Below are 25,306 nucleotides of genomic sequence, written 5' to 3'. Positions count from 1 at the left end.
AGCTTGCGTCAGGCACTTTCCCTAATTCGATATATTTTCTGCACACCGAAGTCCCCAACGAGTTGGAGGAAAGATGTTTGATCCGTTCAAGCGCGCCCGATCGAAGGCAACGAAAAAAATCCGGCGGGCCACTGTGTCGGCAATGACCGATGCGTGGGGGGCGATGCTTGAACCGGCCAAGGCTAGGGCGAGGAAAACGCCGGAAGCCAAGGGTGCCGCGCGCAAGGTCTCGGGAAAAAGCAGCGTGGGTAAGACCGCCTCCAAGTCGAGAATTCCGACGACCGCGCAGTCAAAGCTAAGTGTTCCACGCGGCGCGACATTCAGGAACGAAACATTCAAGAGCGAATTTGGCACCCGATCCTATAAGCTTTATGTGCCGGCTGGCGTTCAGGCGGGACCGGATTTGCGACCTCTTATCGTGATGCTCCATGGGTGCGGGCAATCGCCAGTAGATTTTGCCCGTGGGACAGGCATGAATGCGCTGGCAGAAGAATTCGGGTTCCTGGTTCTTTATCCGGGACAGGCGCGCGAAGCGCATAACTATCGCTGTTGGAATTGGTATAGACGGGGTGATCAGACGCGGGGCGCTGGAGAGCCGGCCCTCCTTGCCGGTATGACACGGCATATCATCGGCAGCCAAGGCATCGACCCCGCTAAAGTTTATGTTGCGGGTTTGTCTGCGGGGGCGGCGGCAGGGTTGATTTTGGCAACTGAATATCCGGATATATTTGCGGCAGCAGGTGCCCATTCCGGCCTTGCAGTTGGCGCTGCCCATGATGCAGCGTCAGTGCCCAAAGCGATGCAAAGCGGTGTTCCCGGCCAGCGTCATACCGTGAAGGTCCCGACGATTATATTCCACGGCAGTTCAGATAGGGTGGTCAACCCGCGCAACGGCCGCTTTATCGCCATTCGCGCGCTGGAGCCTTTTGACCGTCTGGACAGGTCTGAGAAGTGCGGGCGCACTCTTCGTGGCCGAGAATACATGCGGACGGTGCATCAGGTCGGGAAAGGACGCCCCTATGTAGAGCAGTGGACTGTCCACGGGGCCGGCCACGCCTGGTCTGGTGGCCACGCCGACGGAAGCTATACCGACCCGAAAGGCCCGGACGCCTCGCGGGCGATGGTTCAGTTCTTTCTGAAACACAGAACGACGAAAAAACGTCGCAATTATGCTGGTCTGTGAAACGAGGTTTTGCCCTGCGTCGGTCCCGCCCGGCTTTCGCTTGGGCGGTGATCTTGCGCGCAACAGCGGCGAACTGGTTTTTATGACTTTTCTGTTGTTCTAGTGCGGATCCTAATACCCAAGCAGTTTATCAACCACATCACTCAGGGGCTCACCTCGGCGGTGCCTTTGGATATTCTGGCACAAGGCGGGAATGCATTCCTCTATCCGCGTGATGCAGGCAATGTGCGGCGTTAGAATAATCCGAGGGTCGCTCCAAAACGGGTTTTCGCTGCCAAGCGGCTCCGGGTCGGTCACATCAATAACGGCACCCCGCAGCTGTCCGGTTTCAAGTGCTGCGATCAACGCGTCATGGTCCAGCTGTTGTCCTCTTCCAGCGTGGACAAGAGCAGCGGAGGCGGGCAACTGGTCGAACAGTTCCTTGTTCAGGATATTCCTTGTCGCGTTGGTCAGGGGTAAGAGACAAACCAGAATATCGGTCTGGGCAAGAAAGGGGCCAAGGCCTTCGCTGCCATGAAATGTGCTGACGCCCTCTATCTCGTGGGGGCTACGTGCCCATCCTGAAAGGGAAAAGCCGAACGGAGCAAGAGCATCGAGCGACTTGCGCCCCAGATGTCCCAGCCCCATAACGCCCACGCGCCTTTTGGCTGCGGGCGGTGGGACAGATACGCGTTTCCAGACCTGTCGCTTTTGCTGGTCGATGTAGCCGGGAAGATCCCGGTGCAGCGCCAGAACCGCCATGGTAACGTACTCTTGCATCATCGCAGCGTGATCCTCGGCGACAAGGCGCACCACCGGGACGGCTTCCGGCAAGCTTGCCATATCAAACTGGTCCGCGCCCGCCCCAAGCGAGAAGATAACCTCGAGCGCTGGCCACCCTTCATTGATATCTTCCGGCACATTCCAGGTCAGCATATAGCGCACGGCGGCCTGATCGAATTCTTCGCCCATGATGACCACATCAAGATCGGGAAGCAGTTCAGCAAAACGATCACGGACGGCGACAGCACGCGAGCGATCCATGTTGGCAAGAAAAGTCATGCAGTCTCCCTTGGGGATTGGCGCGGCATCAAGCAGGGTCCGTGCGTGCATCCAGGGCGTCGCGCAACCCGTCACCAATGAAATTGAAACTGGTTACCGCCATGGTGATGGCAATGCCCGGCACGATGGCAAGCCAGGGGGCCGTGGCCAGATACTGCTGGGCACCGTTCAGCATATTGCCCCAACTGGGCAAGGGCGGCTGGATGCCGTATCCGAGGAAGCTGATGTAAGCTTCGAGCAGGATGGCGCGTGCGACGGTAAGGGTCGCGGCGACGATGATCGGGCCGATCAGGTTGGGCAGCAGTTCGCGGAACATGATATGCACGTTGCTCAGGCCCAACATGCGACCCGCCAGAACGAAATCGCGTTCACGCAGCGACTTCACTTCTGCTTCAACGATGCGTGCAATCTCCATCCAGCTGGTGACGGCGATGATGATCGTGATCATCACGGGGCTGGGATTGATGAAGGCCGCCAGTGCCAGCAGCAGAAAGATGGACGGAAACGCGAGAAATGCATCGACGAAACGCATCAAAAGTGAATTGACGGTACCCCCGTAATACCCCGCGACGACCCCGATCACCGTTCCGATTGCTGTCGACAGCACCATGGCAAAGAAACCGACCAACAGCGAGATCCGTCCGGCCATAAGCAACCGGGCTGCAATGTCGCGTCCCAGCGGATCGGTTCCAAGGTAATGGTCTCCCGTGAACGGTGCCGAGAACCGGGCGGGTAGGTCGATGTAGAGGCTATCGTAGCGCAAAAGATAGGGCCCGAAAATACAGGCCGACGTCAGCAAAAGCAGCATGAACACGCCCATCATTGCCAGCCGGTGGCGCGCAAACCGCTTCATGCCGCGGCTGTTCCACCAGTGGTGGGAATTCTGTTGGATCAAGGCAGCTGTCATATGGTCATTTCCTTCAGCGTATCATGGCTTAGGCGAGGCGGATGCGGGGGTCAATTGCGGCGGCGACAAGGTCCGCAATCAGGTTCCCCAGCAGCACCAGAATGGCCGAGAACATCAATAGACCCATCACCACGGGGTAGTCGTTGTAGCCAAGGCTATCCAGGAACAGGCGCCCCATGCCGGGCCAGGTGAAAACTGTTTCGGTGATCAGCGCGCCGCTCAACAGATTTGGCAGTTGCATGCCAGCCAGTGTGATCATTGGCAAAAGGGCGTTGCCCACAACATGCTTCATCAGGATGCGACGCTCGCTTACACCCTTGGCGCGGGCAGTTTTGACAAAATCCTGGTTGATGACATCCAGCGTCGCGGTCCGCATGTAGCGGCTCCAGATCGCTATGTTGACCAAGGCCAGAACCAGGCTGGGCAAGATCAGGTGATGCAGGTAATCAAGCACGGATCCGTCGCCGATCGTGTACATGTTCCCGGCGGGCAGCCAGCCAAGTTCGAGCGAAAAGATATAGATCCCGACAAGGCCGAACCAAAACGTTGGGATCGAAAGCGCCACCATTGCGCCGACCGTGGCAGTATAATCAAAAAGCGAATATCGATGGGTCGCCCCCTTGATGCCGATCCATGTCCCGACGGCGATCGCGATCACGGTCGAACTGGCCATCAGCAGGAAGGTCGCGAACATATGCCTGCCGATGACAGACAGAACCGGTTGCTGATCCCTGTAGGAAACGCCCCAGTCGCCCTGAAGCAAGCGCCAGGCCCAGTCAAGATACTGTATCGGCAAAGGCCGGTTCAGCCCCATCTGTTCGGCAATCCTGTCCATGGTTTCCTGGGTCATCCCGGGCGTCAACGCATATTGCGACAAAGGCCCACCGGGTGTCAGATGCAATATGCCAAAACCGATCATCGATACGATGATCAGCAAGGCGATGCTTTGCCCGAGGCGTCTAAGTAAGAATCCGGCCATCTTTATTCCCGTCAATCGCGTCTGCGGTCCGTAGCAAGGTCTGCCGGGCGCGGTGTTCTGCGCCCGGCATGTCGATCATTTGTCCCAGTAATACTGCGAGGCATTCCAGGTATCGATGCGGGTATTGATGTTGGGTTCAATGCCCTTGATACCTTCCTTGTGACCGCGGACGGTCGCGTATTGGAACAAGGGCAACAGCGGAAGGTCGCCCCGGACAATCTCTTGGACCTCCCGATAGATGTCCTTGCGCTTTTGCTGGTCGAAGATTTGGCCCGCCTCTTGCAAAAGCTTGTCCACTTGGGTGTTTTTGTACTGCCCTGTGTTGGATCCGCGTCCCCCTTGCGCCGGAATGGCGTCCGAAGAGAAGCGTACCGTGACATCGGCATCCGCGCCTGTCGTGAATACGATGCCGACAATCACGGAATCGAACTTGGACATGGACCAGTATTCACCCCACATGACAGCGGGCGGCAGGTTTTCGATCGTCATCTCGATCCCGATCTGGCCGAGCGTCTGCTGCATGAATTGCTGGGTTTGTTCGCGCAGGTGGTTTCCCGACGTGGTGGAGTTGCTGAAGGACAACCGCACGCCATCCTTTGCGCGGACACCGTCATCGCCCGGCACCCAACCTGCATCATCAAGAAGGGTGTTGGCCTTTTCGATGTCGAACGCGTGCTTGGGCAGGTCAGGATTGTAATAGAAGGACTGCTGCGGAAGATAGCTTTCCGCAGGGGTGGGAAGGCCATAGTAAAGCGCGTCGATAATGGTTTGTTTATCGATTGCGGAATAAATGGCTTCGCGCACCGCCGGATCCTGGAACTGCGGTTTTTCCATGTTCAGAAATACTGATTCAACTGTGGACGACGGCACAACTTCAACAACCTTGCCGGTCAGGGCCTTCGCTTCGGCATAGTTGTCGGGCGAGATATACTGGTTGCTGATGATGTCGATGTCACCGCTTTTGAACTGGGTGTATAGAACGGTCAGGTCAGGAATGTATTTGTAGATCAGCCGTTCAATATACGGGCCTTCGCCAAAGTATTCTTCGTTTGCAACCAGTTCGAGGTTGTCACCAGCTTTACGGCTGCCCCACTTGAACGCGCCGGTCCCTACAGGTGCCTGATTGAAAGGTGCCGTGTTGCGGTCTTCCAATGGTCCCAGAATATGCTTGGGTACCATCATGGTTTCGACCAAGATGGACATATAGGGGGCGAAAGGTTCCTCCATGCGCCACTTGATTTCGGTCGGGGAAACGACTTCGATGTCGCGGATCAGAGAATGTCCTGTAGTCCGCCAGCTTTGAAAGTTTGGGTCGACGATCAGTTCGAGCGTGAATTTGACATCTTCGGCGGTGAAGGGTTCGCCATCATGCCACTTTACGTCATCGCGCAGCTTGAACGTCCAGGTCAGGCCATCTTCGGACAGGCCCCCATTGTCGATTGTGGGCACTTCGGACGCCAGTGCAGGAACGAATTCACCGTCAGGGCTGATGCGGACCAGAGCGTCAAACAGGGACAACTGAACGCCATCGTCCACTTCGATGCGTGGCATCAGCGGGTTGAACACGGTCGGTTCCTGGCTGACCCCAACCACGATCTGCCCTGTCGGTGTGCTGGGGGGATTGGCAAGCGCGGGGCTGACCAACAGATTGGGTGCCAGAACACCTGCGGCCCCGGCAAGGCCCATCATTCTCAACGTATCGCGTCGGCTGGGTTTCGTGAAATTCATGCTGATTTTCTCCAGTTTTGTTTCAATTCATGTTGCTTGAGGGGTACGCTCTGCGCCGGGAATGGCCGACACAAGCTGGCGGGTATAGGCATTTTGAGGGGCGTGAAAAATTTGTGACGGTGGGCCTGCCTCCACGATCCTGCCTTTGTGCATTACCAGGATTTCATCACAGACTTGGCTGGCGACACGCAGATCATGGGTGATGAAAAACAGGGCCACATGGGTCTGCTCTTGTATGTCTTGAAGCAGTTCCAGAATTTGCGCTTGAATTGAGACATCAAGCGCCGAAACCGCTTCATCCGCGACCAGAACATCAGGGTCGAACATCAAGGCGCGGGCAATTCCGATACGCTGGCGCTGCCCGCCGGAAAATTCGTGGGGATACCGCCCGAAAGTGCCGCCGTCCAACCCGACCTGCTCAAGGATGCTCAGGGCTTTGCTGCGCGCAACCTCGCGTTTCATACCTTGCGCAATGGGGCCGACGGTCAGGATGTGGCCGATGGTCGACCGCGGGTTCAAAGACGCAAACGGATCTTGAAAGATCATCTGGATTTTGGGGCGCAGGGGGCGAAATTCGCTTTCTTTCAGCGGGGCGATGTCTGTCCCGCGATACAGCATCTTGCCGCTGTCGCTTTCCATCAACTTGATCACAAGCCGCCCCAGCGAGGTTTTGCCCGACCCGCTTTCGCCAACAACGCCCAAGGTTTTCCCCCGCCGCAGCACAAAACTCGCGTTCTGCACCGCTGCCACGGTACGTTCCTTGCTAAACCAGCCACCGCCGCTGCGATATGTCTTGTTCAGGCCCTCTACCGACAGGACGATATCGTCCAACTCTGCCGCGGGCAGGGATTTGTGGGCATCGCTGTCATCTTCCTTGAGGCCGGGAACCGCAGCGATCAGACGTTTCGTGTAAGGATGCTTGGGCGCGCTGAAGACCTGCTCCGCACTGGCTTGCTCAACGATCAGACCCTTTTCCATGACGATAACTTCGTCGGCAATTTCGCTGACGACCCCGAAGTCATGGGTGATGAACATCACACTCATTCCTTTGCGAACCTGTATGTCGCGGATCAGGTCCAGGATCTGCGCCTGTGTCGTCACATCAAGCGCGGTCGTCGGTTCGTCCGCAATCAGAATGTCCGGTTCCAGCGCCAGCGCCATTGCGATCATCACACGCTGGCGCTGGCCGCCGGACAACCGGAACGGATATTGGTGCATCATCTCTTGCGGTTCTGGCAGGCCGACTTCGTCAAGCAGTTCGACCGCGCGGGCGGCGCGTGAGGCCGGCGTGCCTTCGTCATGCGATGCCATCACCTCGATCACTTGATCTCCCACGGTCATCAGCGGGTTCAGGGCCGACAGGGGGTCCTGAAAGATCATCGACACCACCCGCCCCCTGAGCTTGCGCAAGTCCTGCTTGCTGGCTTTCAAAAGATCCTCGCCCCGGAAAATGATTTGACCGGCAGATACCGTGATCGCCGGTGGCAACAACCCCATGACCGTATTGGCTGTAACGGATTTGCCCGATCCGGATTCGCCGATCACACACAAAATCTTGCCGCGCGGCAGATCAAAAGAGACGTCCTTGACCGCGTGTTTGCGCTCCATGCCGCGAGGAAGATCGACCGTCAGATTTCGAACCGACAGGATCGTTTCTTCGACTTGAATTTCACTTTCAGAGCGCGGTGTCACCTGCACGTCGTCCCCCTTGGCGCGAGTTCAGCTTTGAAATCGGCAGAACAGAAATTGGTTCAATAATGAACGCGTTTAGCAATATATTGAAATAACTTGCCGATGATGACAAGAAAATTTACTCAAATTGCTAAGATTTCTTGAATTTGGCAAATTTGTGTTTCATTATTAAACGATAAGCGGTCACATCTGCCGTGCCCGCGAGGCTATTTCATGAGGCTGCCCATGTCAGACCCAGATAAACCCACCCCAGAGGATACGCCCGGCGCAATCGGCGAAACGTTTCGGCAGATGCGCCAGAATCAAGGCATCTCGCTTCGGGAATTGTCGGAGAAGTCTGGGGTGTCCGTCGGAACCATAAGCCAGATCGAACGCGACCTTGCAAATCCGTCAATGCGGGTGCTGACCGCCATCCGCCGTGCCTTGAATGTCCCGATGCAGGTGATGTTCGGGGACGATTCCGGCACTACGGCTGACAGTGATGCCGATGGCGACCCCCCGTTCCTGCGCCGCGCGGCAAAACGGCCCCGTATCGATTTGGGATCGTTGCACAAGGAACTCCTGACCTCGGGGGGTAATCACAACCTTCAGATCATGATCCTGACCATCGAACCAGGTGGCACTTCGGGCAACACGACGCTTAGCTATCCCGCAGAGAAGGGTGGCCTGGTCCTTGAAGGAGAGCTGATGCTGAGCGTGGATAACCGCGAAGCGCACCTTGAAGAAGGGGACAGCTTTGTCTTTGACAGCGCGCAGCCGCATGCATTTCGGAATGATGGCGACCGCCCCGCGCGAATTCTCTGGGTCATCGGTGCCGTACAATTCGACCGGCACCTGTAACTGAACAAACAGTGCCAGTTTTATCCACTCACAACAAAGGTCTTCCCAATGTCTTCCGCCAACGCCCCCCTTAAGACTACCCCCTATTGGTGGGAGGCCGCTCCGGTCCAGCCGCTTCCCGTCAAGCCGTTGGAAAAGACGGTCGACGTGGCCATCGTCGGCGCGGGATACGCAGGTCTCAGCGCGGGCATTACGCTGGCGCGGGCGGGGCGGTCTGTTGCCATATTCGACCGTCAACATCCCGGTGAAGGCGCGTCGTCGCGTAATGGCGGCATCACAAGCGGCAACATCCGGATTGACCATGCAACGTTGGTGCGCAAATTCGGAGAAGACCGTGCGACCGCGATCGAGGCCGAGGGTAAAAAGGCCCGCGAGCATCTTTACCGACTGATCGAAGAAGAAGGTATTGATTGCGATTTCAAGCCTGTTGGACGGTTCAGCGGCGCGATGGGGTCGAATGACTACGAGCGCATTGCCCGTAGTGCGGAAAAACTGCACCGCACGCTGGGAATCGAATCCTATGCCGTCCCGCAAAGCGATCAGCGCAGTTTCATCGGGTCTGATTTTTTTCGGGGGGGCACTGTCCGTATGGATATCGGCGGGCTGCACCCGGCCAAGTTCATCGCCGAAATGCTGCGTGTGGCTCAGGCCGCAGGCGTCACCGTTCATGCGGATACCCCGGTGGAGAACATCAAACCTGACGACGACAAGTTCGTTGTCACGACGGCTGCTGGACAGATTGTGGCAGGCCGCGTGATGATCTGCACCAACGGGTACACAGACGGCGTTGATCCGTGGTTGCGTCGGCGCATCGTACCGGTGCGCAGCCGTATCATCGCGACAGAAGAGCTTAGCCCCGATCTTATGGCGCAACTGATGCCCCGACAGATGATGATGAGCGATACACGCACCCTCGGGTTCTATTTCCGCCCCTCGCCAGACGGAAAGCGGATTCTGTTCGGTGGGCGCGATGGAACCAACCTGGATAATCCAACGAAACCCGTCGCACATCTGCGGGAAAATCTGCTCTCGATATTTCCCGAGCTTGGCGACAAGGCAATCACACACACCTGGTTTGGGAACGTGGGTATGCACCGCGATATGATCCCACGCATTTTCGAGCGTAATGGCATGATTTACGCGACAGGTTTTTGTGGTTCAGGCGTTGTCTGGGCACCCTGGATCGGCCGAAAGGCAGCGCAAAAACTGCTGGGCAACACGAACGAGGAGCCATCGGCGTTTGATCTTCGAGCGCCAGCCGCCGTCCCGTTCTATAATGGTAAGCCTTGGTTCATGCCCTTGTTCATGGCCATGTATAAAATGCAGGACCGCGTCAAGCTGCGGCGTGCCGGGCGGTAAGGCGCGAGCTGATGGTCTCACGCGGGTAATGTAAGACGATCAGTCACGCGCCTCAGTTGCCCTGCCTGCTGATGAACCTGTCTGGCGTGCGCATTTTTTATGGATAGGCGTTTCCATAAGCCGGAAAGAAACTAGCAGCCGCCTTTCATGCAAATCGGACGCATGAAAGGCGGAATGCAGACAAGCTAGACATATCTTGGCCAGGGTGCACGCCGGTCAAGATACGCAGAAACACTTGACCTGTCTGCGCAAGATTTTTCGGGCGTCAGCGATAGATAAATGTGTCGAACAAGCCCTCTTGTGTGACCATCCCGCGGTACATGCCTTCGCAGTTGAACGGCATCGTTATGTTGCCAAGAGCATCTACCGCGATGAGGCCACCGGAACCGTCGTTGTTCGCCAGATCATGCATGACGACATGTGTCGCCGCCTCTTCCAGGGATTGCCCCGCATGGCGCATGCGCGCAGCGATTTCGGCGGCGGCGGTGTAGCGAATAAAGACCTCACCATGCCCCGTGCCGGAGACCGCACAGGTTTCATTGTCGGCAAAGGTCCCGGCACCGATGATGGGGGTGTCGCCAATCCGACCGGGTGCTTTTGCGGTCATCCCGCCCGTTGATGTGGCCGCCGCGACGTTGCCTTGCGCATCGCAGGCGACAGCGCCCACCGTCCCGTGGCGCCGCGCGGGGTCGTCGTCTTCGACACCGTCCTTGCGCATTTTCAACGTGGATTGCAGCGCGTCCCAGCGGGCTTGGGTAAAGAAGTATTCAGCCTCGGCAAAGTCCAGCCCCGCGTCGCGCGCCACGTTCAACGCATTCGGACCGATCAACATGACATGGTCCGTGTTCTCCATAACGGCGCGGGCGGCGCGGATCGGGTTGCGCGGGCCAAAGATTCCGCCCACTGCACCTGCGTTACGCGTAGCGCCGTCCATGACGGCGGCGTCCATCTCCTGAACCCCGTCCGAGGTATAAACCGCGCCGCGACCGGCATTGAAAAGCGGCTCGTCTTCGAGCGCGCAAACAGCGGCCGTAACCGCATCAAGAGCAGCCCCCCCTGCCGCTAGCACCTTGTATCCAGCATCCAGCGCAGCCCGCAGGCCTGCGTGGTAAGCGGCTTCAAGTTCCGGTGTCAGGTTCGCCTTGAGGATGGTGCCGGCACCGCCGTGTACGGCGAGGGAAAATTTATGTGTATCGGTCATTTTGATGCTATTCCTGCTTGGTCTGCGCAGTACTGCGCTATTTCGGCGTGGGTCGCGATCCAGCAATCGCCTTTGTCGGTGATCCGCTCCAGCAATTCTTCGAGAATGAAGATGCGGCTGCGGTAGCCCGTGACATGCGGGTGCATCGTGAGCAAAAACAAACCGCCTTCGGCATATGCGCCTTCGAATTCGCGGGTAAAGATATCCAGCACATCTGCAGGCGGCGTATAGGGCCGCTGGGCCCCGAAGCGGTTCATCATGAAATACACCGCATCGTCACGGATCCATTCGACCGGAAGTTCAACCATACCCGTCGGGTCGCCATTTTGAACGATCTCGTAAGGATCATCATCCGAAAACAAGGAACTGTCATAGAGCAGTCCCATCTCGCGGGCGATACCAAGGGTATTGGGGCTGTAATCCCATGAAGGCGTCCGCATGCCCACAGGGCGCGTGCCGCTGATCTTTTCGAGTGTATCGGCGGCACGCAGCATCAAATCACGCTCTGTTGTGTGATCCAGCCCCGTGTTCAGCTCGTGTATCCAGCCGTGCAGGCCGATTTCATGACCATCCTCGGCAAGGCTGCGCTGTTCTTCGGGATGCAAAAGCGCAGACACCGCTGGCACGAAAAAGCTGGCTTTGGCATCGAATTTATCCAACACCTTGCGAATGCGCGGGATGCCGCGGCGGGTGCCGTATTCTCCCCAGCTTAGGCGGGCCACAGAGTTTCCGCCGTCGCGCAGTTCATTGGTCTCGTGGTCGCTGTCGAAAGATAGCGCGACAGCGCAGCGCGCGCCGTTGGGCCATGTGGCGGGCAGCAGGTTGCGGCCGGCGCGGACCGCCTCAACCTTGCTGCGCCATGTGGGTTCGTCCCATGTATGTGGGTCTGTCATGCGTGTCCTCCATCGACCTGCAAAGTTTGACCGGTGATCCAGCCTGCCTTTTCCGAGCATAAAAACGTGACCGCATCAGCAATGTCCTGCGCCCGTCCCAGACGGCGCATGTGAATATTTCCGATGATTTCCTTTTGCCGTACCGGGCCGAACGCGTCCCATTGCCTTTCGGTTGCGGGGTTGGACAGGATAAAGCCGGGGGCGACAGAATTTACCGTGATGCCTGCCGGTCCAAGCTCCAGCGCCAGTTGTTTGGTCAGCCCGATCAGCGCATGTTTTGCAGAGGCATACGCCTGAATTCCTGTCAGGCTTGCCTTTAGGCCGGCCCCTGAAGAAATCGTCACGATCCGGCCGTGACCGCGTTTCTTCATATCGGGCGCAAACGCTTGGGCGCACCACATCGCAGCGTCGACATTTGCAGCAAATATCGCATGCCAGTCGTCAGAAGAGATCTCTTCTATTGCACGACCGACTTGCCCCCGCACACCACCTGCAGCCGTCACGAGGCCGTCAATTTTTCCGTGCTGTGCGATCACGTCTTTACACAGAGCGTGCGCATCGTCCTGGCTGCCAAGATCGCCCGAATGGCAGGTTACGCGGGGCAGCGCTGCCAGATGCTCCATCCTCTTGGCGTCGATATCCAAGGCGGCAACAGTTGCGCCCGCCTCGACCAGACCTTGCACGATTGCGGCCCCGATCCCTTGTGCAGCACCTGTCACGGCAAACACCTTGTCGCGTAAATCTAGCTGCATACCGGCACCATCAGATCAAGAAGGTCGGTGGACTGCTCGCGTTTTCCGTCTTCGATGTCATGAATAAGGTCACACAGCATGGCAAGGGCGGGCGTTGCTATCCCATGGCTTCTTCCAATCTCGACAAGCAACCCGATCTGCGGATCAACCTCTGTTTTGCGCTTGCGAATGGCAAGGTCGCGGTAGATGCCGGAATGGGTCTTGGCCGTCTTGCGGTTATGCGCAACCATCGCATCAATCGCCGCGGCAATGCCAACAGCGTCGCCCGCGAGGAAAGCATCCGGATCAAAGCCGTTGAACCCCAAGGGACTTACACCCTCCGCAGCGGCCAATTGCATCACTTCGGCACCGAGTTTCGCAAAAACGGGGCGGGTCGCGGCGGGGTCCATTGCGTCAGACATTGAGGCCGGCGTGAGCGCTGTGCCAAAAAGCAGGGAGCCGTATCCCATTTTGCCCCAGAGGTAGCCCCAAATGTTGTCCGTTGCCACGGCATTGGGTTCGACCAGGCTGAACAATGCGTGCATCTCGCGCAGGCGGGTACTGTCTGTGCCGTCCAGTTCGCCCAAAGCAACCGCAGCGCGATTGCCGTAAAGGATGCGACCGGGTTCAAGCCAATCTGCCCCGAAATTGACGAAACAGCCCAGCGTGCGATCGGCACCGATTTTTGCCGATATCAGACGTTCGTTCAACCCGTTCTGGGCGGACACGACATAGCCGTCCTCGGCAAGATGCGGCAAGAGCATCGTCAATGCGGCATCTGTATGGTGTGCTTTCACGGCAAGAATGACGCGGCGGAATTTTCCGCTTAAGGTGTCAGGCGTGTCGGCAGGCAGCACTTGGGTGAATTCCTCAACCGGTCCTTCGATACGCAGGCCGCCGTCGCGCATCGCGGTCACGTGGTCCTCGACGATGTCGACCATATGCACCGGGTGACCCGCCCGCGCAAAATAGGCACCAAGTATCCCGCCGATTGCGCCCGCGCCCCAGATCAGGATCGCATCTTCGCTCATGCCCAATCCCCTTCGAGTAGCGCGCGGGTTTCGCCAACGGCTATTTCCCATATGCGAAGCATGTCCGCGTCAGGTTTCTGATAGTGACCACCGTAATTGCCGTCTCCGATCAGCTCTCGCACACCTTGTGCGTTGCGGTCACGCAGCCGGTCAAAATCGACGTAGGGCTTTTGTTCTGGTGGAACGGGGCGGCCATCAAGGCGCGTCCATGGAAAGTTCTCCATCCATGACGCATGTGATGCAATCGGGTCGACATCCTGAACCGCTGCCCAGGTCTGGGGCGCGCGCCACCAGTCATGAAAGCGGCATCGTGCGCCGTCGCGGTCCTGCATCCATTCTGCACAGACGGGTTGCACCGGGCTGTTGCCGCCGTGGCCATTGACGATAAGAATCCGCCGGAAACCCGTATCATACAGGCTGTCCAGAATATCGCGAACAAGAGCGGCATAGGTCCGCAAGCGTAAAGACACCGTGCCAGGGAAGCCCATGAAATATGGGGTAAGACCATAGGGAACAGCAGGGAAAACCGGAATGCCCAACGGTGCAGCCGCATCTGCAGCTATTTTTCCTGACAGGATCGTGTCCACTGACAGGCTCAGATGCGCGTGCTGCTCGGTGCTGCCTAGGGGCAACACACACCGATCATCGGTCTTGAGATATTCTTCGATTTCAAACCAATTGCTTTCACTGATTTTCATCTTGCGTGTCCTTTCTGGAGATGTCGGTTCTTGCAGTTTCGATCGCGGGCAACAGCGTTGAACGCACTGCATGACTGTCCGGTGTGTGGCGGTATTCAATGGCGATTTGGTCGGGGCGCAGCGTGTCGCGCAAGTATTCTGCGCCGGTAGAAAAGATCAGCACATCAACGTCATTCAGTATCTTTTCGAGTCCGTCGAAGCCGCGGGGCATGGCGGTGACCCGTCCCAGATGCGGCGCGAACCGGTCCACGCCGCCTTTCAGCGTCGGCAAGAAGTCGTCAAAGTATGAAACAAGGGCAACCCTGGCTTCCGGAGGGATCCCGGCGAGGGCGATGCGCGTCTGCTCGTTCGGGATCAGAGTGAGACCGAAAACCGGCAGTTCTGGAAACAGGCGCTGCGCTTCGGCGGTCAAGGTATGCGGACAAACCACGATATCCACCGACGGTGCGTCACCGCTTGTGATGTCTGCAATGCTTGCCACACTCAGGCTGTCGGTGGCGCACAGGTATGGGCGCAGATCGTCAGCATAAGCCGTCGTCGCATCGCGGAACGTGCCCAACATCAGGATGTTCATGGATACCATCGGGGCCGGAGTTGCCATCGAGACCCGAAAGGCGATGTCCTTGCGGGAGAACCCCAATTCGCGCCCTGTCTGAATCAACTCTGCGATCTGTCGTTCAAAGTTGGATAAGCGCTGGACACGGGATGCCGACGGGGGCGCGCGGTCGGCGACGAAAGTTCCCGAACCGATACGGCCTTCGACATAGCCGTTTTCTTGAAGTCCGGCATAGACGTTGCTGACCGTGACAGGAGACAGCTTGAGCGCCGCCGCCAGCCGGCGCACGGAGGGCAAACGCGTATTCGCCGCAATGTCACCTGTCGCTATCCCGTATTCCAATGCCCCGCGAAGCTGCACTGACATCGGCACGGATGCTTCCGGATCTATAGCATCAGCGAGTCGCTGTAGGGCAGGGGATAATCCATCGGCCGCTTTGGGTGTCATGATGTATCACTTAACTGTAACGATTTCGATTGTGCGGCAAAAATCCACCGTATTTCTTGCAATAATATCGCGCATATCGCATGCATATGCAAATTTATTATGAAATATCGTCATATTTTCTTGACGAGAAAAAATTTGAGCGCCTAGTGTTATACACATCAATAACAAAGCGAGAGTGAAATGTTGAAAACTACACTATTGTCCAGCATCGCATCGTTGGCGCTGCTTGCGGCTGCGCCGGCAGTGATGGCGCAAGACTTGATGATCGGTCTGCGGGCAGGGCCCGATTCCATTGATCCGCACTGGTCCACCTTGGGCAGCCAAGCCGAAGCATTGCGTCATGTTTTCGACACTCTCGTTGACGTAGATGACAAGCTGCAGCTCAAGCCCGGGCTTGCGGTCAGCTGGGAAGCGATCGACGACACGACCTGGGAATTCAAGATGCGCGAAGGCGTCAAATTCCACGATGGCAGCGATTTTGATGCGGAGGATGTGAAATTCTCGATCGAGCGCATTCCGGAAGTGACCGGCCCGATGCCGATGACGCTGTATACCAAATACGTCGAGAGCGTTGAGGTCGTGGACCCGATGACTTTGCGCGTGACCACAAAAGGCATGGCACCGTCTTTGCCGAATGATTTTACCCGTTTGTTTGTCGTGCCAACTGAAACGGGCATGGAAGCGCGCAACGAAGAATTCAACTCGGGCGAAAAGGCGATCGGCACTGGTCCATATTCCTTTGTCAGCTGGCAGCCCAAGGGCGATCTGGTGCTGAAGCGGAATGCAGACTACTGGGACGGTGCGCCGGCCTGGGAAAATGTCACACGCCGTGAAATCGCGGACGATGCGGCGCGTGTCGCGGCGCTGAAGTCGGGTCAGGTTGATATGATCAACTATGTACCAGCCACCGATTATCTGTCGATGAAGAATGATAGTTCGCTTGAGACCTTCGTTTCGGATTCCATCTACATCCTGAACATCGCCCCATCCGTTAAGGATGAGGAGCCTCAGCCGATCAAGGTCAATGGCGTCGAGGTAGACGGCAACCCCCTACAGGATCTGCGGGTGCGCAAGGCGCTGGATCTTGCGATCAACCGCGAGGTTCTGGTTAACGTCGTCCTGGAAGGCCTTGGTAAGCCCGCGAACCAGCTGATGCCCGAAGGCTTTTTCGGATACACCGACAAGCTGGATGCACGTGAATACGACATCGAACAAGCCAAGGCGTTGTTGACCGAAGCCGGGTATCCCGATGGCTTCGAGATTGACTTTACCTGCACGAACAACCGCGTTCCGGGCGATGCCGTCGTCTGTGAGGCACTCGCGCAAATGTGGTCGCGTCTGGGGCTGAAAGTGAATGCGCAGGCGTTGAACGGCACGGTCTACTTCCCTGCCGCCGCGCGTGAAGAATACACCATGACCATGTCCGCATGGGGGACCCTGACGGGCGAGGCCGCGTATACCTACGGCGCGCTTACCCACACCAAGGATGCGGAGAAGGGTTTTGGAAACTTCAACCGTTCCGGTTATTCCAACCCTGAATTCGACAAGGTTTCGGCGAAGGCAGCCAGACGCTTGACCCCGAAGCACGCAAGAAGCTCTATGAAGAAGCATCCTACATCGTAATGGAAGATCGCGCACTGATCCCGACTGTTATCTTGCAGACAGTCTGGGCAGCCAAGGCCGACACGCTGGACATGTTGCCACGCGTCGACCAGGAAACCCGTGCTTACGCGATCACGCCAGAGTAACCCGTAAACGCTTCCTGACCGGCGGCGCGCAATCCACTATTTGCGCGCCGCTTTTTTCTGATGACAGGCTGTTCCAGCCATGCCCCTGCGAAAAGGGCAAAACGCGAGGTTGAGATGTTTGGTTATCTTGTCGGACGGCTATCCCAGGCAGTCGTTGTTGTTTTTGCGATGTCGGTCATCGTGTTTGTCGGCGTCTATGCGATCGGCAACCCGATTGATGTGATGATCGATCCCGGTGCGACACAGGAAATTCGCGATAACCTGATCCGCCAATACGGTTTCGACCAACCCCTGTGGCGGCAATACTTTACCTTTGTCGGCAACGTGCTTCACGGCGATCTGGGTCGGTCGATGGTCTATAACATCTCGGTCACATCGCTGGTGTTTTCGCGCCTTCCCGCAACGCTGGAACTGGTGCTGGTGTCTGTCACACTGGCAGCGTGCATCGGGATCCCGGCGGGCCTTTATGCCGGGTACCGTCCCGACAGCATCGGGGCCAAGGTGATCATGGCACTGTCGGTTCTGGGCTTTTCCGTGCCTACGTTCTGGATCGGCATGCTGTTGATCATGGCCTTTGCCGTTGAATTGGGCTGGCTGCCCTCTGGCGGTCGGGGCGAGGTCGCCGAGTTTCTGTGGTTCAAGACGTCACTGGCCACATCGAACGGCTGGTCCCACGTCATCATGCCCGCGATCAACCTGTCGCTGTTCAAGATGGGCTTGCTGATCCGCCTGACCCGCGCAGGCATGGTCGAAGCGATGGGCGCGGAATATGTTCGCTTTGCCCGTGCCCAAGGGTTGCCCGACCGCCAAATCGTGTTCAGCCACATTCTGCGCAATATCTCCATTCCGGTCATCACCGTGTTCGGGCTCGAGCTTGGTTCGACCCTGGCCTTTGCCGTGGTGACCGAGACGGTGTTCAACTGGCCCGGCGTGGGTAAGCTGATCATTGACAGCATCCTGCAACTCGACCGGCCGGTGATGGTGTCCTACCTCGTGATGGTGGTCATTCTGTTCGTGCTGATCAACCTGATCGTTGATCTGATCTATGCCCGGCTGGACCCGCGCGTCCGCCTGAAAGGAGGCTCTTGATGCCCGATCCCGCAACATCCGGCAGCGGAATCCTCGCAGTTCCCTCAGCGCCACCCGCCGAAACACGCAGCATGCGCCTGCGCAACTTCTGGTCCGATTACCGCCAGTCCTGGGTCGCCATCGGGGCGCTGATCGTGATTGTGGCCTTGCTGGTCGGGTCATTCGGTGCGCCGTATCTGGTGCCCCAAGACCCTTATGATCTGGCAAATCTCGACTGGCTGGATGCGTTCCTGCGCCCCGGTACTGTCGGGTCGGGCGGCTATCCTCATCTGCTGGGAACAGACAATGCGGGGCGCGATATGCTTTCTGCGATCCTTTACGGGTTGCGCACAAGCTTCATGATCGGAATTTCCGCTGGTGTTCTGGCGCTTGCCGTCGGGATCACCGTCGGCCTGACCGCCGCTTACTTTGGGGGCCGCATCGAGGCCTTGTTGATGCGTATTGTCGATTTGCAGCTGTCCATGCCGGCAATTCTGCTGGCCCTTGTGATGGTCGCGATGCTGGGGCAGGGCGTTGCGCAAATTATTTTCGCGCTGGTTGTCGCGCAATACGCCTATTTCGCGCGCACCACGCATGGTGCCGCCTCTGTCGAGCGTCGCAAGGATTACATCGAAGCCGCGCGGTCCACCCCGCTGCCGACATGGCGCATCATGTTCAAGCACCTGTTGCCCAATGTCCTGCCGCCGCTGATTGTCGTGGCGACAGTGCAGGTTGCAAGCGCCATTTCCCTCGAGGCGACGCTGTCATTCCTCGGAGTGGGGCTGCCGTTGACCGAACCCTCGTTGGGATCGTTAATCTCGAACGGTTTCAAATACATCCACGCCGGACGCTACTGGTTGTCCATTTACCCGGGTATTTTTCTCATGATCACGGTCGTCGCAATCAATCTTGTGGGCGATCAGGTTCGCACTGTTATTGACCCAAGGAACAGCCGATGACTGCCGCACTTGATGTCCAGGGTCTGACGACCCGTTTCGCAACCCGTGGCGATGCCGTGACCGCTGTGAACAACGTCAGTTTCTCCGTCGGGAAGGGGCGAATACTTGGCTTGGTCGGGGAAAGCGGATCGGGCAAAAGCGTCACAGGCTTTTCGATCATGGGCCTGATCGACACACCGGGTGAAGTATCTTCCGGAAAGGTACTGATTGACGGCATCGATATGCGCACGCTGTCCCCGGACGATATGCGCAAGATGCGCGGAAATAAGGTCGCCATGGTGTTTCAGGACCCGATGATGACGCTTAATCCTGTCTTGCGGGTCGGGGATCAAATGGCGATGGCCGTGCGGGTCCATCGAAAGATGTCCAAATCCGCGGCCTGGGAAGAAGCGCGCAAGGCGCTTGATACCGTTGGCATTCCATCCCCGGCCGAACGATTGCTAGCCTATCCGCACCAGTTGTCGGGCGGCATGCGCCAGCGTGTTGCGATTGCGATGGCGCTTTTGCACAACCCTGCCGTCATCATCGCGGATGAGGCGACAACAGCGCTCGATGTTTCGATCCAGGGTCAGATCCTGGCCGAGGTGCGCGATCTGGCTGACCGGACCGATGCCGCGATCGTCTGGATCACCCATGATCTGGGGGTCGTCTCAAGTCTGGCGGACGACATATGCGTGATGTACGCGGGCCAGATTGTAGAGCGTGGCACAGCGCAACAGGTAATCGAACATCCACGGCACCCCTATACCAAAGGATTGCTGGATTCGATCCCGGCGCTGCACGAACCGGGCACGCATCTGCCACAAATTCCGGGTTCGACGCCGCAACTTTCCCGGCTGCCGCAGGGCTGCCCGTTCCGGCCCCGTTGCCCACGTGCCACGGATATCTGCACGACCGTCCCGCCTGCCGATACGAAGGACGACCAGACCGTCCTGTGCCACCACCCTCTGGAGCGAACATGACCGATCCCATTCTGAAAATTGAAAACGTCTCCAAGCGATTTACCCGCATGCCGGGATTGGCGGAGCGTCTGGTCGGCAAAATCACGGGCGGCGGCAAACCGGTGACGGTGCACGCCTTGTCGGATGTATCGTTGGAAGTGGCGAAAGGTGAGGTACTTGGTGTGGTTGGTGAATCCGGCTGCGGAAAGTCAACTTTGGGGCGTGTCGTAGCAGGGATTTACGGCCCAAGTGACGGTGGCGTGACGCTTAATGGCAAGCCGGTTGCAGATGAACGTGGCGGGAATGTCGACAAGCTTACGACACAGGTCCAGATGATCCACCAGGATCCCTTCGCCTCGCTTAACCCCCGGATGAAAGTGGGCGAAACATTGGCCGAGGGGCCGCGCTTTCATAAGATAATACCCGCGCGTGACGTGCAGTACGGATCCGTGAATTGCTCGAAAAGTAGGCTTGAGGCGCATATGCCGACCGCTTTCTGCACCAGTTCTCGGGCGGTCAGCGCCAGCGTGTGGCCATTGCGCGTGCGCTGCTATGGAACACGAAGTCTGTGCTTGATGAAGCAGTCGCGTCTTTGGATGTGTCCATTCAGCGCAGGTGCTGAACTGTTCATGGATCTGCGCCGTGACTTGGCCTGACGGCTTTGTTCATCAGCCATGATCTGTCCGTGGTCCGCCATGTCTGCGACCGGGTCGCGATCATGTATCTGGGTCGATTGGTCGAACTGGCCCCGGCGGACGCTTTGTATGCCGATCCAAAGCACCCTTATACAGCGGCACTTTTTGCATCGGTGCCAACGGTGGGCACGGGCAAGCGCCGCTTTGAGGCGATAAAGGGCGAAATCCCGTCACCGATCAATCCACCGTCGGGCTGTGCCTTTCATCCGCGCTGCCCGCTTGCCGGACCGCGGTGCAGTGTCGAGGCACCGCGCCTGACGGATGCCGGCGCGGGTCGCACTGTGGCCTGCCATCTGAACGACGGCGGCGTAGGCGCGCAGACGAAGGTGACGGCATGAACACTGATCTCAATGCCCGCGTTGGGCGGCTCAACGATGTGCTTTGCGCTGTAAACACACTCAATTGGGACGCGCGCACGCAGATGCCGGCGGACGGTGCCGAAACGCGCGGACACCAGATTGCCACCTTGATGGGAATTGCGCGGGAAATGCTGCTGGATCCCGCGATGCAAGACGCTGTAGATGGCGCAGGGGACGCCGACGCCGCTGCAACGGTGCAAAAGGCAATCAATCATCACAAGCGGCTGCCCGCTGAATTGCTGCGCGCGCAGGCGGAACATGCAACCATTGCAGGCGCTGCCTGGAGCAAAGCCCGTGCAGCGTCGGACTTTGGGGCTTTTCGTCCGCACCTCGAGAAGGTCGTGACCCTTGCCCGGGAAAGTGCCGAGGCACTGGGGTACGATGCGCATCCCTATGATCCGATGGTCCAGATTTACGAACCGGGGGAAACGGCCGGCAGCATCGCCGCATTTTTTGACACGCTTCGTGCAGGTATTTTGCCCGTATTGGATGTTGCGCGTGGCCGGCCGGTGCCGCGCACTGATTTCCTCTACCGTGATTATCCGCCCGCGTTGCAGCAGCGGTTTGCGGCAGAGACAGCCAAGGCTCTGGGGTATGACTTTGATCGGGGACGGCTGGACACTGCGGTGCATCCTTTTGAAGTCAGCTTTACGCGAAATGATGTGCGCATTACGTCCCGCTGGAACCCCAATTATCTTCCGATGTCGATATTCGGGAGCATCCACGAAGTTGGTCATGCGCTTTATGAGCAGGGTATTGATCCGGTCCACACGCGGGGCGTTTTCGCAACGGACATGATCGGGCTATATGCAGTGGGCGGTACCAGCTTTGGCATGCACGAAAGCCAGTCACGCCTTCTGGAGAACCATGTCGGTCGCAGTCCTGCCTTCTGGCAAACACATTTTTCGCGTTTGCGCGGGACATTCCCCGAACAGCTGGCAGACGTAAGTGAAAATGAATTTATCGCGGCGATCAACAGAGTAGAGCCCAGCCCAATCCGCGTAGAGGCTGATGAGTTGACTTATGACCTGCACATCATGTTGCGCGTCCGGTTGGAGATGGCAATGATGGACGGATCCCTTGCGGTCGCGGATTTGCCACAAGCATGGCGTGAAGCAATGCGGGACGAACTGGGTGTCGAAGTCTCGGGAGATGCGCAAGGATGCCTTCAGGACGTACATTGGTCCTCTGGATATATCGGTTCCTTCCCAACCTATACGATCGGAAATGCGACAGCGGCGCAGCTTATGGCGCATTACGACAAACACGCACCTGACATCCGCGACGCACTTAACCGAGGCGATACGGCCCCGCTAAGAGAAGCGCTTGGCGGAGCGATCTGGAAACACGGTCGATCACGCAGCCGTTCTCAACTGCTGACCCAACTGGGAATGACCGCAAATGATCCCGAACCCTACCTGAATTATTTAACGAACAAGTTTGCAGGTTGAGAACTTTTTGATCTGCGGTGGCGAGCTTGTCATCATTGGAACGCGGGAAGTTCCTGATGTGCGCGCTACTGATTATTACATAATACCTATTATGAGGTCGCATGGTATCGTATGGGTGGATTCACAAACGAAGTGCAAATTCTTTACTAAAACAGAGAGTTGCACGGAGGATGAAGAATGGGAACCCACTACTGTCACCTGAAGCTGGACGAACGTCGCAAGCTTGCAAAGTGGCTTGAAGCCAAAATGCCGATTTCAGAGATCGCGGATCGACTGGGTCGCGACCCGTCCACGATCTACCGAGACATTAAGCGTAATCGGTACACGGACGACGAACTCCCTGAGCTAAATGGGTATCACGCGCTCGTCGCTCAGGACAAATATGAGCAGCGCCGCGCGATCCATCGCAAGATGATCATTCACCCTGATTTGAAAGCCGCGATCGAAGACCGCCTGAAGGCTGGCTGGTCCCCCGAACAGATCGCCGGCCGGATGCGGCTCGAACGGCACCCGATCCGCGTGAGCCACGAGACGATCTATCGCTTTGCCTATTCCAAAGACGGTCGCGAGGAACAGTTCTACCGCCATCTCCCTGAGCATCGCCGTCGCCGCCGACCGCGTGGTTACCGCAGGCACAACAGAACCCACATATTCGACGTTCAAAGCCTGTCACACAGGCCTGAGCGCGTCTCAGAACGCTTGGAATTCGGCCATTGGGAGTGCGACTTGATGATGTTCCGCAAGGAGCATGGGAAGGTAAACGTGACGTCATTGGTCGAGCGCGTCAGCCGCTATGCCGTCGTGATGCGTAATGAAGATCGCCAATCCAAACCGATCATGGAGTCCCTGATCAACGGGTTGGCTCCCCTGCCCGCCGACGCGCGCCAGTCTATCACCTTTGATCGCGGCACCGAGTTTTCGGCATGGAAGCATCTCAAGGCCGGGATCGGTGCGGATGCCTGGTTCTGTGACCCGCAAGCGCCCTATCAGAAAGGCAGTGTTGAGAATACGAACAACAGGCTGCGCCGATACCTGCCAAGATCAACCGCACCGACGGCGCTGACAAATCGATATTTGAGGTCGATTTGCCACCGCCTCAACGCAACGCCGCGCAAGTGCCTTGGCTACCGGACGCCCGCTGAGGTCTTTGAAAGCAACCTGATGGAAATACAGAACCGGTTGGAGTAAAACGAGATATCAAGAACTGCACTTCACCATGAGTTCACATATGGTGCGTGCTGCCCTGAACACCGAAAACGGGTATAGCGGGTCAGCAGCTAGCCTCGTCGAAAGAACCCCACAGACAGAAATTCCGGTAGTATCGGCCGGTGGTCACACCGACAGATATTGGTCGCGAATTTCTGGGTTCGCCTGAAGTTCCGCCAAAGTGCCTACGAACTTCTGCGTGCCGTGCTCGATGATGACCACACCGTCGGCGACGGCTTGGGCAAAGTGCAGGTTTTGTTCTGACAAAAGAACCGTCAGCCCTTCGTCCTTAAGCTGCAAGATCACGCGGGCCATTTGTTCGACGATCACGGGCGCGATCCCTTCCGAAGGTTCATCAAGCAGGATAAACGCAGGATTTCCCATCAACGTGCGCGCGATTGTCAGCATCTGCTGTTCGCCGCCCGAAAGCGCCTTGCCGCGGTTGCTGCGCCGCTCGGCGAGGTTGGGGAACAGGTCGAACACCATGTCGTCGGTCCAGGTCGTGCAGCCTTCACGGGGCGGCTGTCGGCCAACCTCGAGGTTTTCCAGCACGGTCAGTTGGGTGAAGATCCGGCGTTCTTCGGGGACATAGCCCAAACCGGCCCGCGCGACCTTGTGGCTGGGCCAGCCGGTGATGTCCTGCCCCTTGTAGATGACGGACCCGCTGCGGGGGCGCACCAGTTGCATGATGGACTTCATCGTCGTGGTCTTGCCCGCCCCGTTGCGGCCCAAAAGGGCAACGACGGTACCGGCCTCGACGCTGAAATTCAGGTCGTTCAGAACATGCGCCTTGCCATAGAATGAATTGACGCCTTTGACCTCAAGCATGAGCATCCTCCTCGGCTTTGAACAAGGTGCCGCCACCCAGATAAACTTCTTGAACCTGCGCATTGTTGCGGATTTCCTCGACCGTGCCATCGGCGATCAGCTGGCCCCTGTTCAGCACCATGATCCGGTGGGAGTGGGCGAAAACCACGTCCATGTCATGTTCGGTAAACAAAACGCTGATGCCTTTGGCGTCCAGAATATCCGCTGTCAGTTGCATCAAGGCGATGCGTTCGCGCGGGGCCATGCCGGCGGTGGGTTCATCCATCAGCAGCAGGATCGGATCGTGCGCCAATGCGACGGCCAGTTCCAACCGTTTAAGGTCGCCGTAGGCCAGCACGGCACAGTGGCGTTCGGCCTGATCGACCATGCCGACCGTATCAAGCAACGCGAGCGCCTCTTCGCGGTAAAGTTTATGGGCGAATGTCGTCAGGGAATAAAGTCTGCGGTGGTGCGAGATCAACGCCATCTGCACATTTTCGACCACCGTCATCGACGCGTATGTCGCGGTAATCTGAAAAGTGCGCCCGACACCCATGCGCCAGATTTTGCGCGGCTGCATCCCGGCGATGTTCTTGCCCATCAGCTGGACGGTCCCCGACGATGGCTTGAGCTGGCCCATCAACATGTTGAAACAGGTGCTTTTGCCGGCACCATTGGGACCGATAAGCGCCAGCAATTCGCCTTTGGCCAGATCAAAGCTGACGTTGTCGACGGCTTTGATCGCTCCGAAATTACGCGACAGGTTGCGAACGGATAGGATCGGGC

At 57.7% G+C, this 25,306-nt stretch carries 25 protein-coding genes; 12 read left to right on the top strand and 13 right to left on the bottom strand.

Annotated elements, in window-relative coordinates; genetic code table 11:
• Window positions 1-73 precede the first annotated feature (73 nt).
• Window positions 74-1,183 carry an extracellular catalytic domain type 1 short-chain-length polyhydroxyalkanoate depolymerase gene (locus tag RGAI101_RS18340; protein ID WP_008229578.1) on the top strand — a complete coding sequence of 370 codons (1,110 nt, stop codon included), beginning with the start codon at window positions 74-76 and terminating at the stop codon, window positions 1,181-1,183.
• 111 nt (window positions 1,184-1,294) lie between these two features.
• Here the strand turns inward: RGAI101_RS18340 and RGAI101_RS18335 are convergent, their stop codons facing one another.
• From RGAI101_RS18335 to RGAI101_RS18315, 5 genes are all read right to left on the bottom strand, one after another.
• A complete protein-coding gene (locus tag RGAI101_RS18335) occupies window positions 1,295-2,224 on the bottom strand; it encodes a 2-hydroxyacid dehydrogenase (protein WP_037230032.1) in 930 nt (309 codons plus the stop codon).
• A 28-nt stretch (window positions 2,225-2,252) separates the two neighbouring features.
• The gene (locus RGAI101_RS18330) at window positions 2,253-3,131 is read right to left on the bottom strand and encodes an ABC transporter permease (RefSeq protein WP_008229712.1); all 879 of its coding nucleotides are present in this window, start codon (window positions 3,129-3,131) and stop codon (window positions 2,253-2,255) included.
• A 28-nt stretch (window positions 3,132-3,159) separates the two neighbouring features.
• The gene (locus RGAI101_RS18325; protein ID WP_008229732.1) at window positions 3,160-4,110 is read right to left on the bottom strand and encodes an ABC transporter permease; all 951 of its coding nucleotides are present in this window, start codon (window positions 4,108-4,110) and stop codon (window positions 3,160-3,162) included.
• Window positions 4,111-4,185: 75 nt separating this feature from the next.
• Window positions 4,186-5,838 carry a peptide ABC transporter substrate-binding protein gene (locus tag RGAI101_RS18320; RefSeq protein ID WP_008229700.1) on the bottom strand — a complete coding sequence of 551 codons (1,653 nt, stop codon included), beginning with the start codon at window positions 5,836-5,838 and terminating at the stop codon, window positions 4,186-4,188.
• Window positions 5,839-5,865: 27 nt separating this feature from the next.
• Window positions 5,866-7,536: an ABC transporter ATP-binding protein gene (locus tag RGAI101_RS18315; protein WP_008229731.1), complete on the bottom strand. Its 1,671-nt coding sequence runs from the start codon at window positions 7,534-7,536 to the stop codon at window positions 5,866-5,868.
• Window positions 7,537-7,755: 219 nt separating this feature from the next.
• Here RGAI101_RS18315 and RGAI101_RS18310 point away from each other — a divergent pair, with 219 nt between their 5' ends.
• Window positions 7,756-8,370 carry a cupin domain-containing protein gene (locus RGAI101_RS18310; RefSeq protein WP_008229563.1) on the top strand — a complete coding sequence of 205 codons (615 nt, stop codon included), beginning with the start codon at window positions 7,756-7,758 and terminating at the stop codon, window positions 8,368-8,370.
• A gap of 48 nt (window positions 8,371-8,418) precedes the next feature.
• Complete coding sequence (locus RGAI101_RS18305; RefSeq protein ID WP_008229626.1) at window positions 8,419-9,729, top strand: NAD(P)/FAD-dependent oxidoreductase; 1,311 nt, start codon at window positions 8,419-8,421, stop codon at window positions 9,727-9,729.
• 265 nt (window positions 9,730-9,994) lie between these two features.
• On the opposite strand, the gene RGAI101_RS18300 is transcribed toward RGAI101_RS18305, so the two are convergent.
• From RGAI101_RS18300 to RGAI101_RS18275, 6 genes are read right to left on the bottom strand one after another with little or no spacing between them, the layout of a single operon-like run.
• The gene (locus tag RGAI101_RS18300) at window positions 9,995-10,930 is read right to left on the bottom strand and encodes an isoaspartyl peptidase/L-asparaginase family protein (protein WP_008229642.1); all 936 of its coding nucleotides are present in this window, start codon (window positions 10,928-10,930) and stop codon (window positions 9,995-9,997) included.
• Complete coding sequence (locus tag RGAI101_RS18295; protein ID WP_008229596.1) at window positions 10,927-11,823, bottom strand: polysaccharide deacetylase family protein; 897 nt, start codon at window positions 11,821-11,823, stop codon at window positions 10,927-10,929. The genes RGAI101_RS18300 and RGAI101_RS18295 overlap by 4 nt, the downstream gene beginning before the upstream one ends.
• Entirely contained in the window at window positions 11,820-12,575 is a 756-nt protein-coding gene (locus tag RGAI101_RS18290) for an SDR family NAD(P)-dependent oxidoreductase (RefSeq protein ID WP_008229756.1), read from the bottom strand. Before RGAI101_RS18290 ends, RGAI101_RS18295 begins: the two co-directional genes overlap by 4 nt.
• Entirely contained in the window at window positions 12,566-13,585 is a 1,020-nt protein-coding gene (locus tag RGAI101_RS18285) for a ketopantoate reductase family protein (RefSeq protein ID WP_008229734.1), read from the bottom strand. Before RGAI101_RS18285 ends, RGAI101_RS18290 begins: the two co-directional genes overlap by 10 nt.
• Window positions 13,582-14,283: a creatininase family protein gene (locus RGAI101_RS18280; protein WP_008229622.1), complete on the bottom strand. Its 702-nt coding sequence runs from the start codon at window positions 14,281-14,283 to the stop codon at window positions 13,582-13,584. The genes RGAI101_RS18285 and RGAI101_RS18280 overlap by 4 nt, the downstream gene beginning before the upstream one ends.
• Window positions 14,270-15,205: a GntR family transcriptional regulator gene (locus RGAI101_RS18275; RefSeq protein ID WP_008229719.1), complete on the bottom strand. Its 936-nt coding sequence runs from the start codon at window positions 15,203-15,205 to the stop codon at window positions 14,270-14,272. Before RGAI101_RS18275 ends, RGAI101_RS18280 begins: the two co-directional genes overlap by 14 nt.
• Before the next feature lie 264 nt (window positions 15,206-15,469).
• Here RGAI101_RS18275 and RGAI101_RS18270 point away from each other — a divergent pair, with 264 nt between their 5' ends.
• From RGAI101_RS18270 to RGAI101_RS18240, 9 genes are all read left to right on the top strand, one after another.
• A complete protein-coding gene (locus RGAI101_RS18270; RefSeq protein WP_198133739.1) occupies window positions 15,470-16,909 on the top strand; it encodes an ABC transporter substrate-binding protein in 1,440 nt (479 codons plus the stop codon).
• Window positions 16,909-17,034 (top strand): hypothetical protein, encoded by a 126-nt coding sequence (locus tag RGAI101_RS22585; protein WP_008229799.1) that lies wholly within the window; start codon window positions 16,909-16,911, stop codon window positions 17,032-17,034. Before RGAI101_RS18270 ends, RGAI101_RS22585 begins: the two co-directional genes overlap by 1 nt.
• Window positions 17,035-17,148: 114 nt before the next feature.
• Window positions 17,149-18,123: an ABC transporter permease gene (locus RGAI101_RS18265; RefSeq protein ID WP_037230028.1), complete on the top strand. Its 975-nt coding sequence runs from the start codon at window positions 17,149-17,151 to the stop codon at window positions 18,121-18,123.
• On the top strand, window positions 18,123-19,061 hold the full coding sequence (locus RGAI101_RS18260; RefSeq protein ID WP_008229519.1) for an ABC transporter permease: 939 nt from the start codon (window positions 18,123-18,125) through the stop codon (window positions 19,059-19,061). The genes RGAI101_RS18265 and RGAI101_RS18260 overlap by 1 nt, the downstream gene beginning before the upstream one ends.
• Window positions 19,058-20,023 carry an ABC transporter ATP-binding protein gene (locus RGAI101_RS18255; protein WP_008229846.1) on the top strand — a complete coding sequence of 322 codons (966 nt, stop codon included), beginning with the start codon at window positions 19,058-19,060 and terminating at the stop codon, window positions 20,021-20,023. Before RGAI101_RS18260 ends, RGAI101_RS18255 begins: the two co-directional genes overlap by 4 nt.
• On the top strand, window positions 20,020-20,658 hold the full coding sequence (locus RGAI101_RS22705; protein ID WP_008229802.1) for an ATP-binding cassette domain-containing protein: 639 nt from the start codon (window positions 20,020-20,022) through the stop codon (window positions 20,656-20,658). The genes RGAI101_RS18255 and RGAI101_RS22705 overlap by 4 nt, the downstream gene beginning before the upstream one ends.
• 5 nt (window positions 20,659-20,663) lie before the next feature.
• Window positions 20,664-21,035 carry an oligopeptide/dipeptide ABC transporter ATP-binding protein gene (locus RGAI101_RS22475; protein WP_008229639.1) on the top strand — a complete coding sequence of 124 codons (372 nt, stop codon included), beginning with the start codon at window positions 20,664-20,666 and terminating at the stop codon, window positions 21,033-21,035.
• A complete protein-coding gene (locus tag RGAI101_RS18245) occupies window positions 21,032-22,507 on the top strand; it encodes a carboxypeptidase M32 (RefSeq protein WP_008229676.1) in 1,476 nt (491 codons plus the stop codon). The genes RGAI101_RS22475 and RGAI101_RS18245 overlap by 4 nt, the downstream gene beginning before the upstream one ends.
• Window positions 22,508-22,684: 177 nt before the next feature.
• On the top strand, window positions 22,685-23,695 hold the full coding sequence (locus RGAI101_RS18240; RefSeq protein WP_008228879.1) for an IS30 family transposase: 1,011 nt from the start codon (window positions 22,685-22,687) through the stop codon (window positions 23,693-23,695).
• Between the two features lie 144 nt (window positions 23,696-23,839).
• On the opposite strand, the gene RGAI101_RS18235 is transcribed toward RGAI101_RS18240, so the two are convergent.
• Together RGAI101_RS18235 and RGAI101_RS22190 are read right to left on the bottom strand one after the other, a co-directional pair.
• Window positions 23,840-24,541 carry an ABC transporter ATP-binding protein gene (locus RGAI101_RS18235; protein ID WP_008229658.1) on the bottom strand — a complete coding sequence of 234 codons (702 nt, stop codon included), beginning with the start codon at window positions 24,539-24,541 and terminating at the stop codon, window positions 23,840-23,842.
• A partial coding sequence (locus RGAI101_RS22190; RefSeq protein WP_368072202.1) for an ABC transporter ATP-binding protein occupies window positions 24,534-25,306 on the bottom strand: 773 nt, incomplete at its 5' end. The genes RGAI101_RS18235 and RGAI101_RS22190, both read right to left, overlap by 8 nt.

This window comes from Roseobacter sp. GAI101 (assembly GCF_000156335.1).
Lineage (GTDB): Bacteria > Pseudomonadota > Alphaproteobacteria > Rhodobacterales > Rhodobacteraceae > Sulfitobacter.
Note: the sequence above shows the minus strand (reverse complement) of the source record. Positions and strands in the feature narration are given on the sequence as shown.

Coding starts and splice junctions, on each gene's coding strand:
- RGAI101_RS18320 (WP_008229700.1), bottom strand. CDS start 5,838: ATGAATTTCACGAAACCCAGCCGACGCGATACGTTGAGAATGATGGGC.
- RGAI101_RS18305 (WP_008229626.1), top strand. CDS start 8,419: ATGTCTTCCGCCAACGCCCCCCTTAAGACTACCCCCTATTGGTGGGAG.
- RGAI101_RS18295 (WP_008229596.1), bottom strand. CDS start 11,823: ATGACAGACCCACATACATGGGACGAACCCACATGGCGCAGCAAGGTT.
- RGAI101_RS18265 (WP_037230028.1), top strand. CDS start 17,149: ATGTTTGGTTATCTTGTCGGACGGCTATCCCAGGCAGTCGTTGTTGTT.
- RGAI101_RS18245 (WP_008229676.1), top strand. CDS start 21,032: ATGAACACTGATCTCAATGCCCGCGTTGGGCGGCTCAACGATGTGCTT.
- RGAI101_RS18255 (WP_008229846.1), top strand. CDS start 19,058: ATGACTGCCGCACTTGATGTCCAGGGTCTGACGACCCGTTTCGCAACC.
- RGAI101_RS18340 (WP_008229578.1), top strand. CDS start 74: ATGTTTGATCCGTTCAAGCGCGCCCGATCGAAGGCAACGAAAAAAATC.
- RGAI101_RS22585 (WP_008229799.1), top strand. CDS start 16,909: ATGGAAGATCGCGCACTGATCCCGACTGTTATCTTGCAGACAGTCTGG.
- RGAI101_RS18335 (WP_037230032.1), bottom strand. CDS start 2,224: ATGACTTTTCTTGCCAACATGGATCGCTCGCGTGCTGTCGCCGTCCGT.
- RGAI101_RS18300 (WP_008229642.1), bottom strand. CDS start 10,930: ATGACCGATACACATAAATTTTCCCTCGCCGTACACGGCGGTGCCGGC.
- RGAI101_RS18310 (WP_008229563.1), top strand. CDS start 7,756: ATGTCAGACCCAGATAAACCCACCCCAGAGGATACGCCCGGCGCAATC.
- RGAI101_RS18290 (WP_008229756.1), bottom strand. CDS start 12,575: ATGCAGCTAGATTTACGCGACAAGGTGTTTGCCGTGACAGGTGCTGCA.
- RGAI101_RS18330 (WP_008229712.1), bottom strand. CDS start 3,131: ATGACAGCTGCCTTGATCCAACAGAATTCCCACCACTGGTGGAACAGC.
- RGAI101_RS18235 (WP_008229658.1), bottom strand. CDS start 24,541: ATGCTTGAGGTCAAAGGCGTCAATTCATTCTATGGCAAGGCGCATGTT.
- RGAI101_RS18240 (WP_008228879.1), top strand. CDS start 22,685: ATGGGAACCCACTACTGTCACCTGAAGCTGGACGAACGTCGCAAGCTT.
- RGAI101_RS18275 (WP_008229719.1), bottom strand. CDS start 15,205: ATGTCAGTGCAGCTTCGCGGGGCATTGGAATACGGGATAGCGACAGGT.
- RGAI101_RS18280 (WP_008229622.1), bottom strand. CDS start 14,283: ATGAAAATCAGTGAAAGCAATTGGTTTGAAATCGAAGAATATCTCAAG.
- RGAI101_RS18285 (WP_008229734.1), bottom strand. CDS start 13,585: ATGAGCGAAGATGCGATCCTGATCTGGGGCGCGGGCGCAATCGGCGGG.
- RGAI101_RS18325 (WP_008229732.1), bottom strand. CDS start 4,110: ATGGCCGGATTCTTACTTAGACGCCTCGGGCAAAGCATCGCCTTGCTG.
- RGAI101_RS18260 (WP_008229519.1), top strand. CDS start 18,123: ATGCCCGATCCCGCAACATCCGGCAGCGGAATCCTCGCAGTTCCCTCA.
- RGAI101_RS22705 (WP_008229802.1), top strand. CDS start 20,020: ATGACCGATCCCATTCTGAAAATTGAAAACGTCTCCAAGCGATTTACC.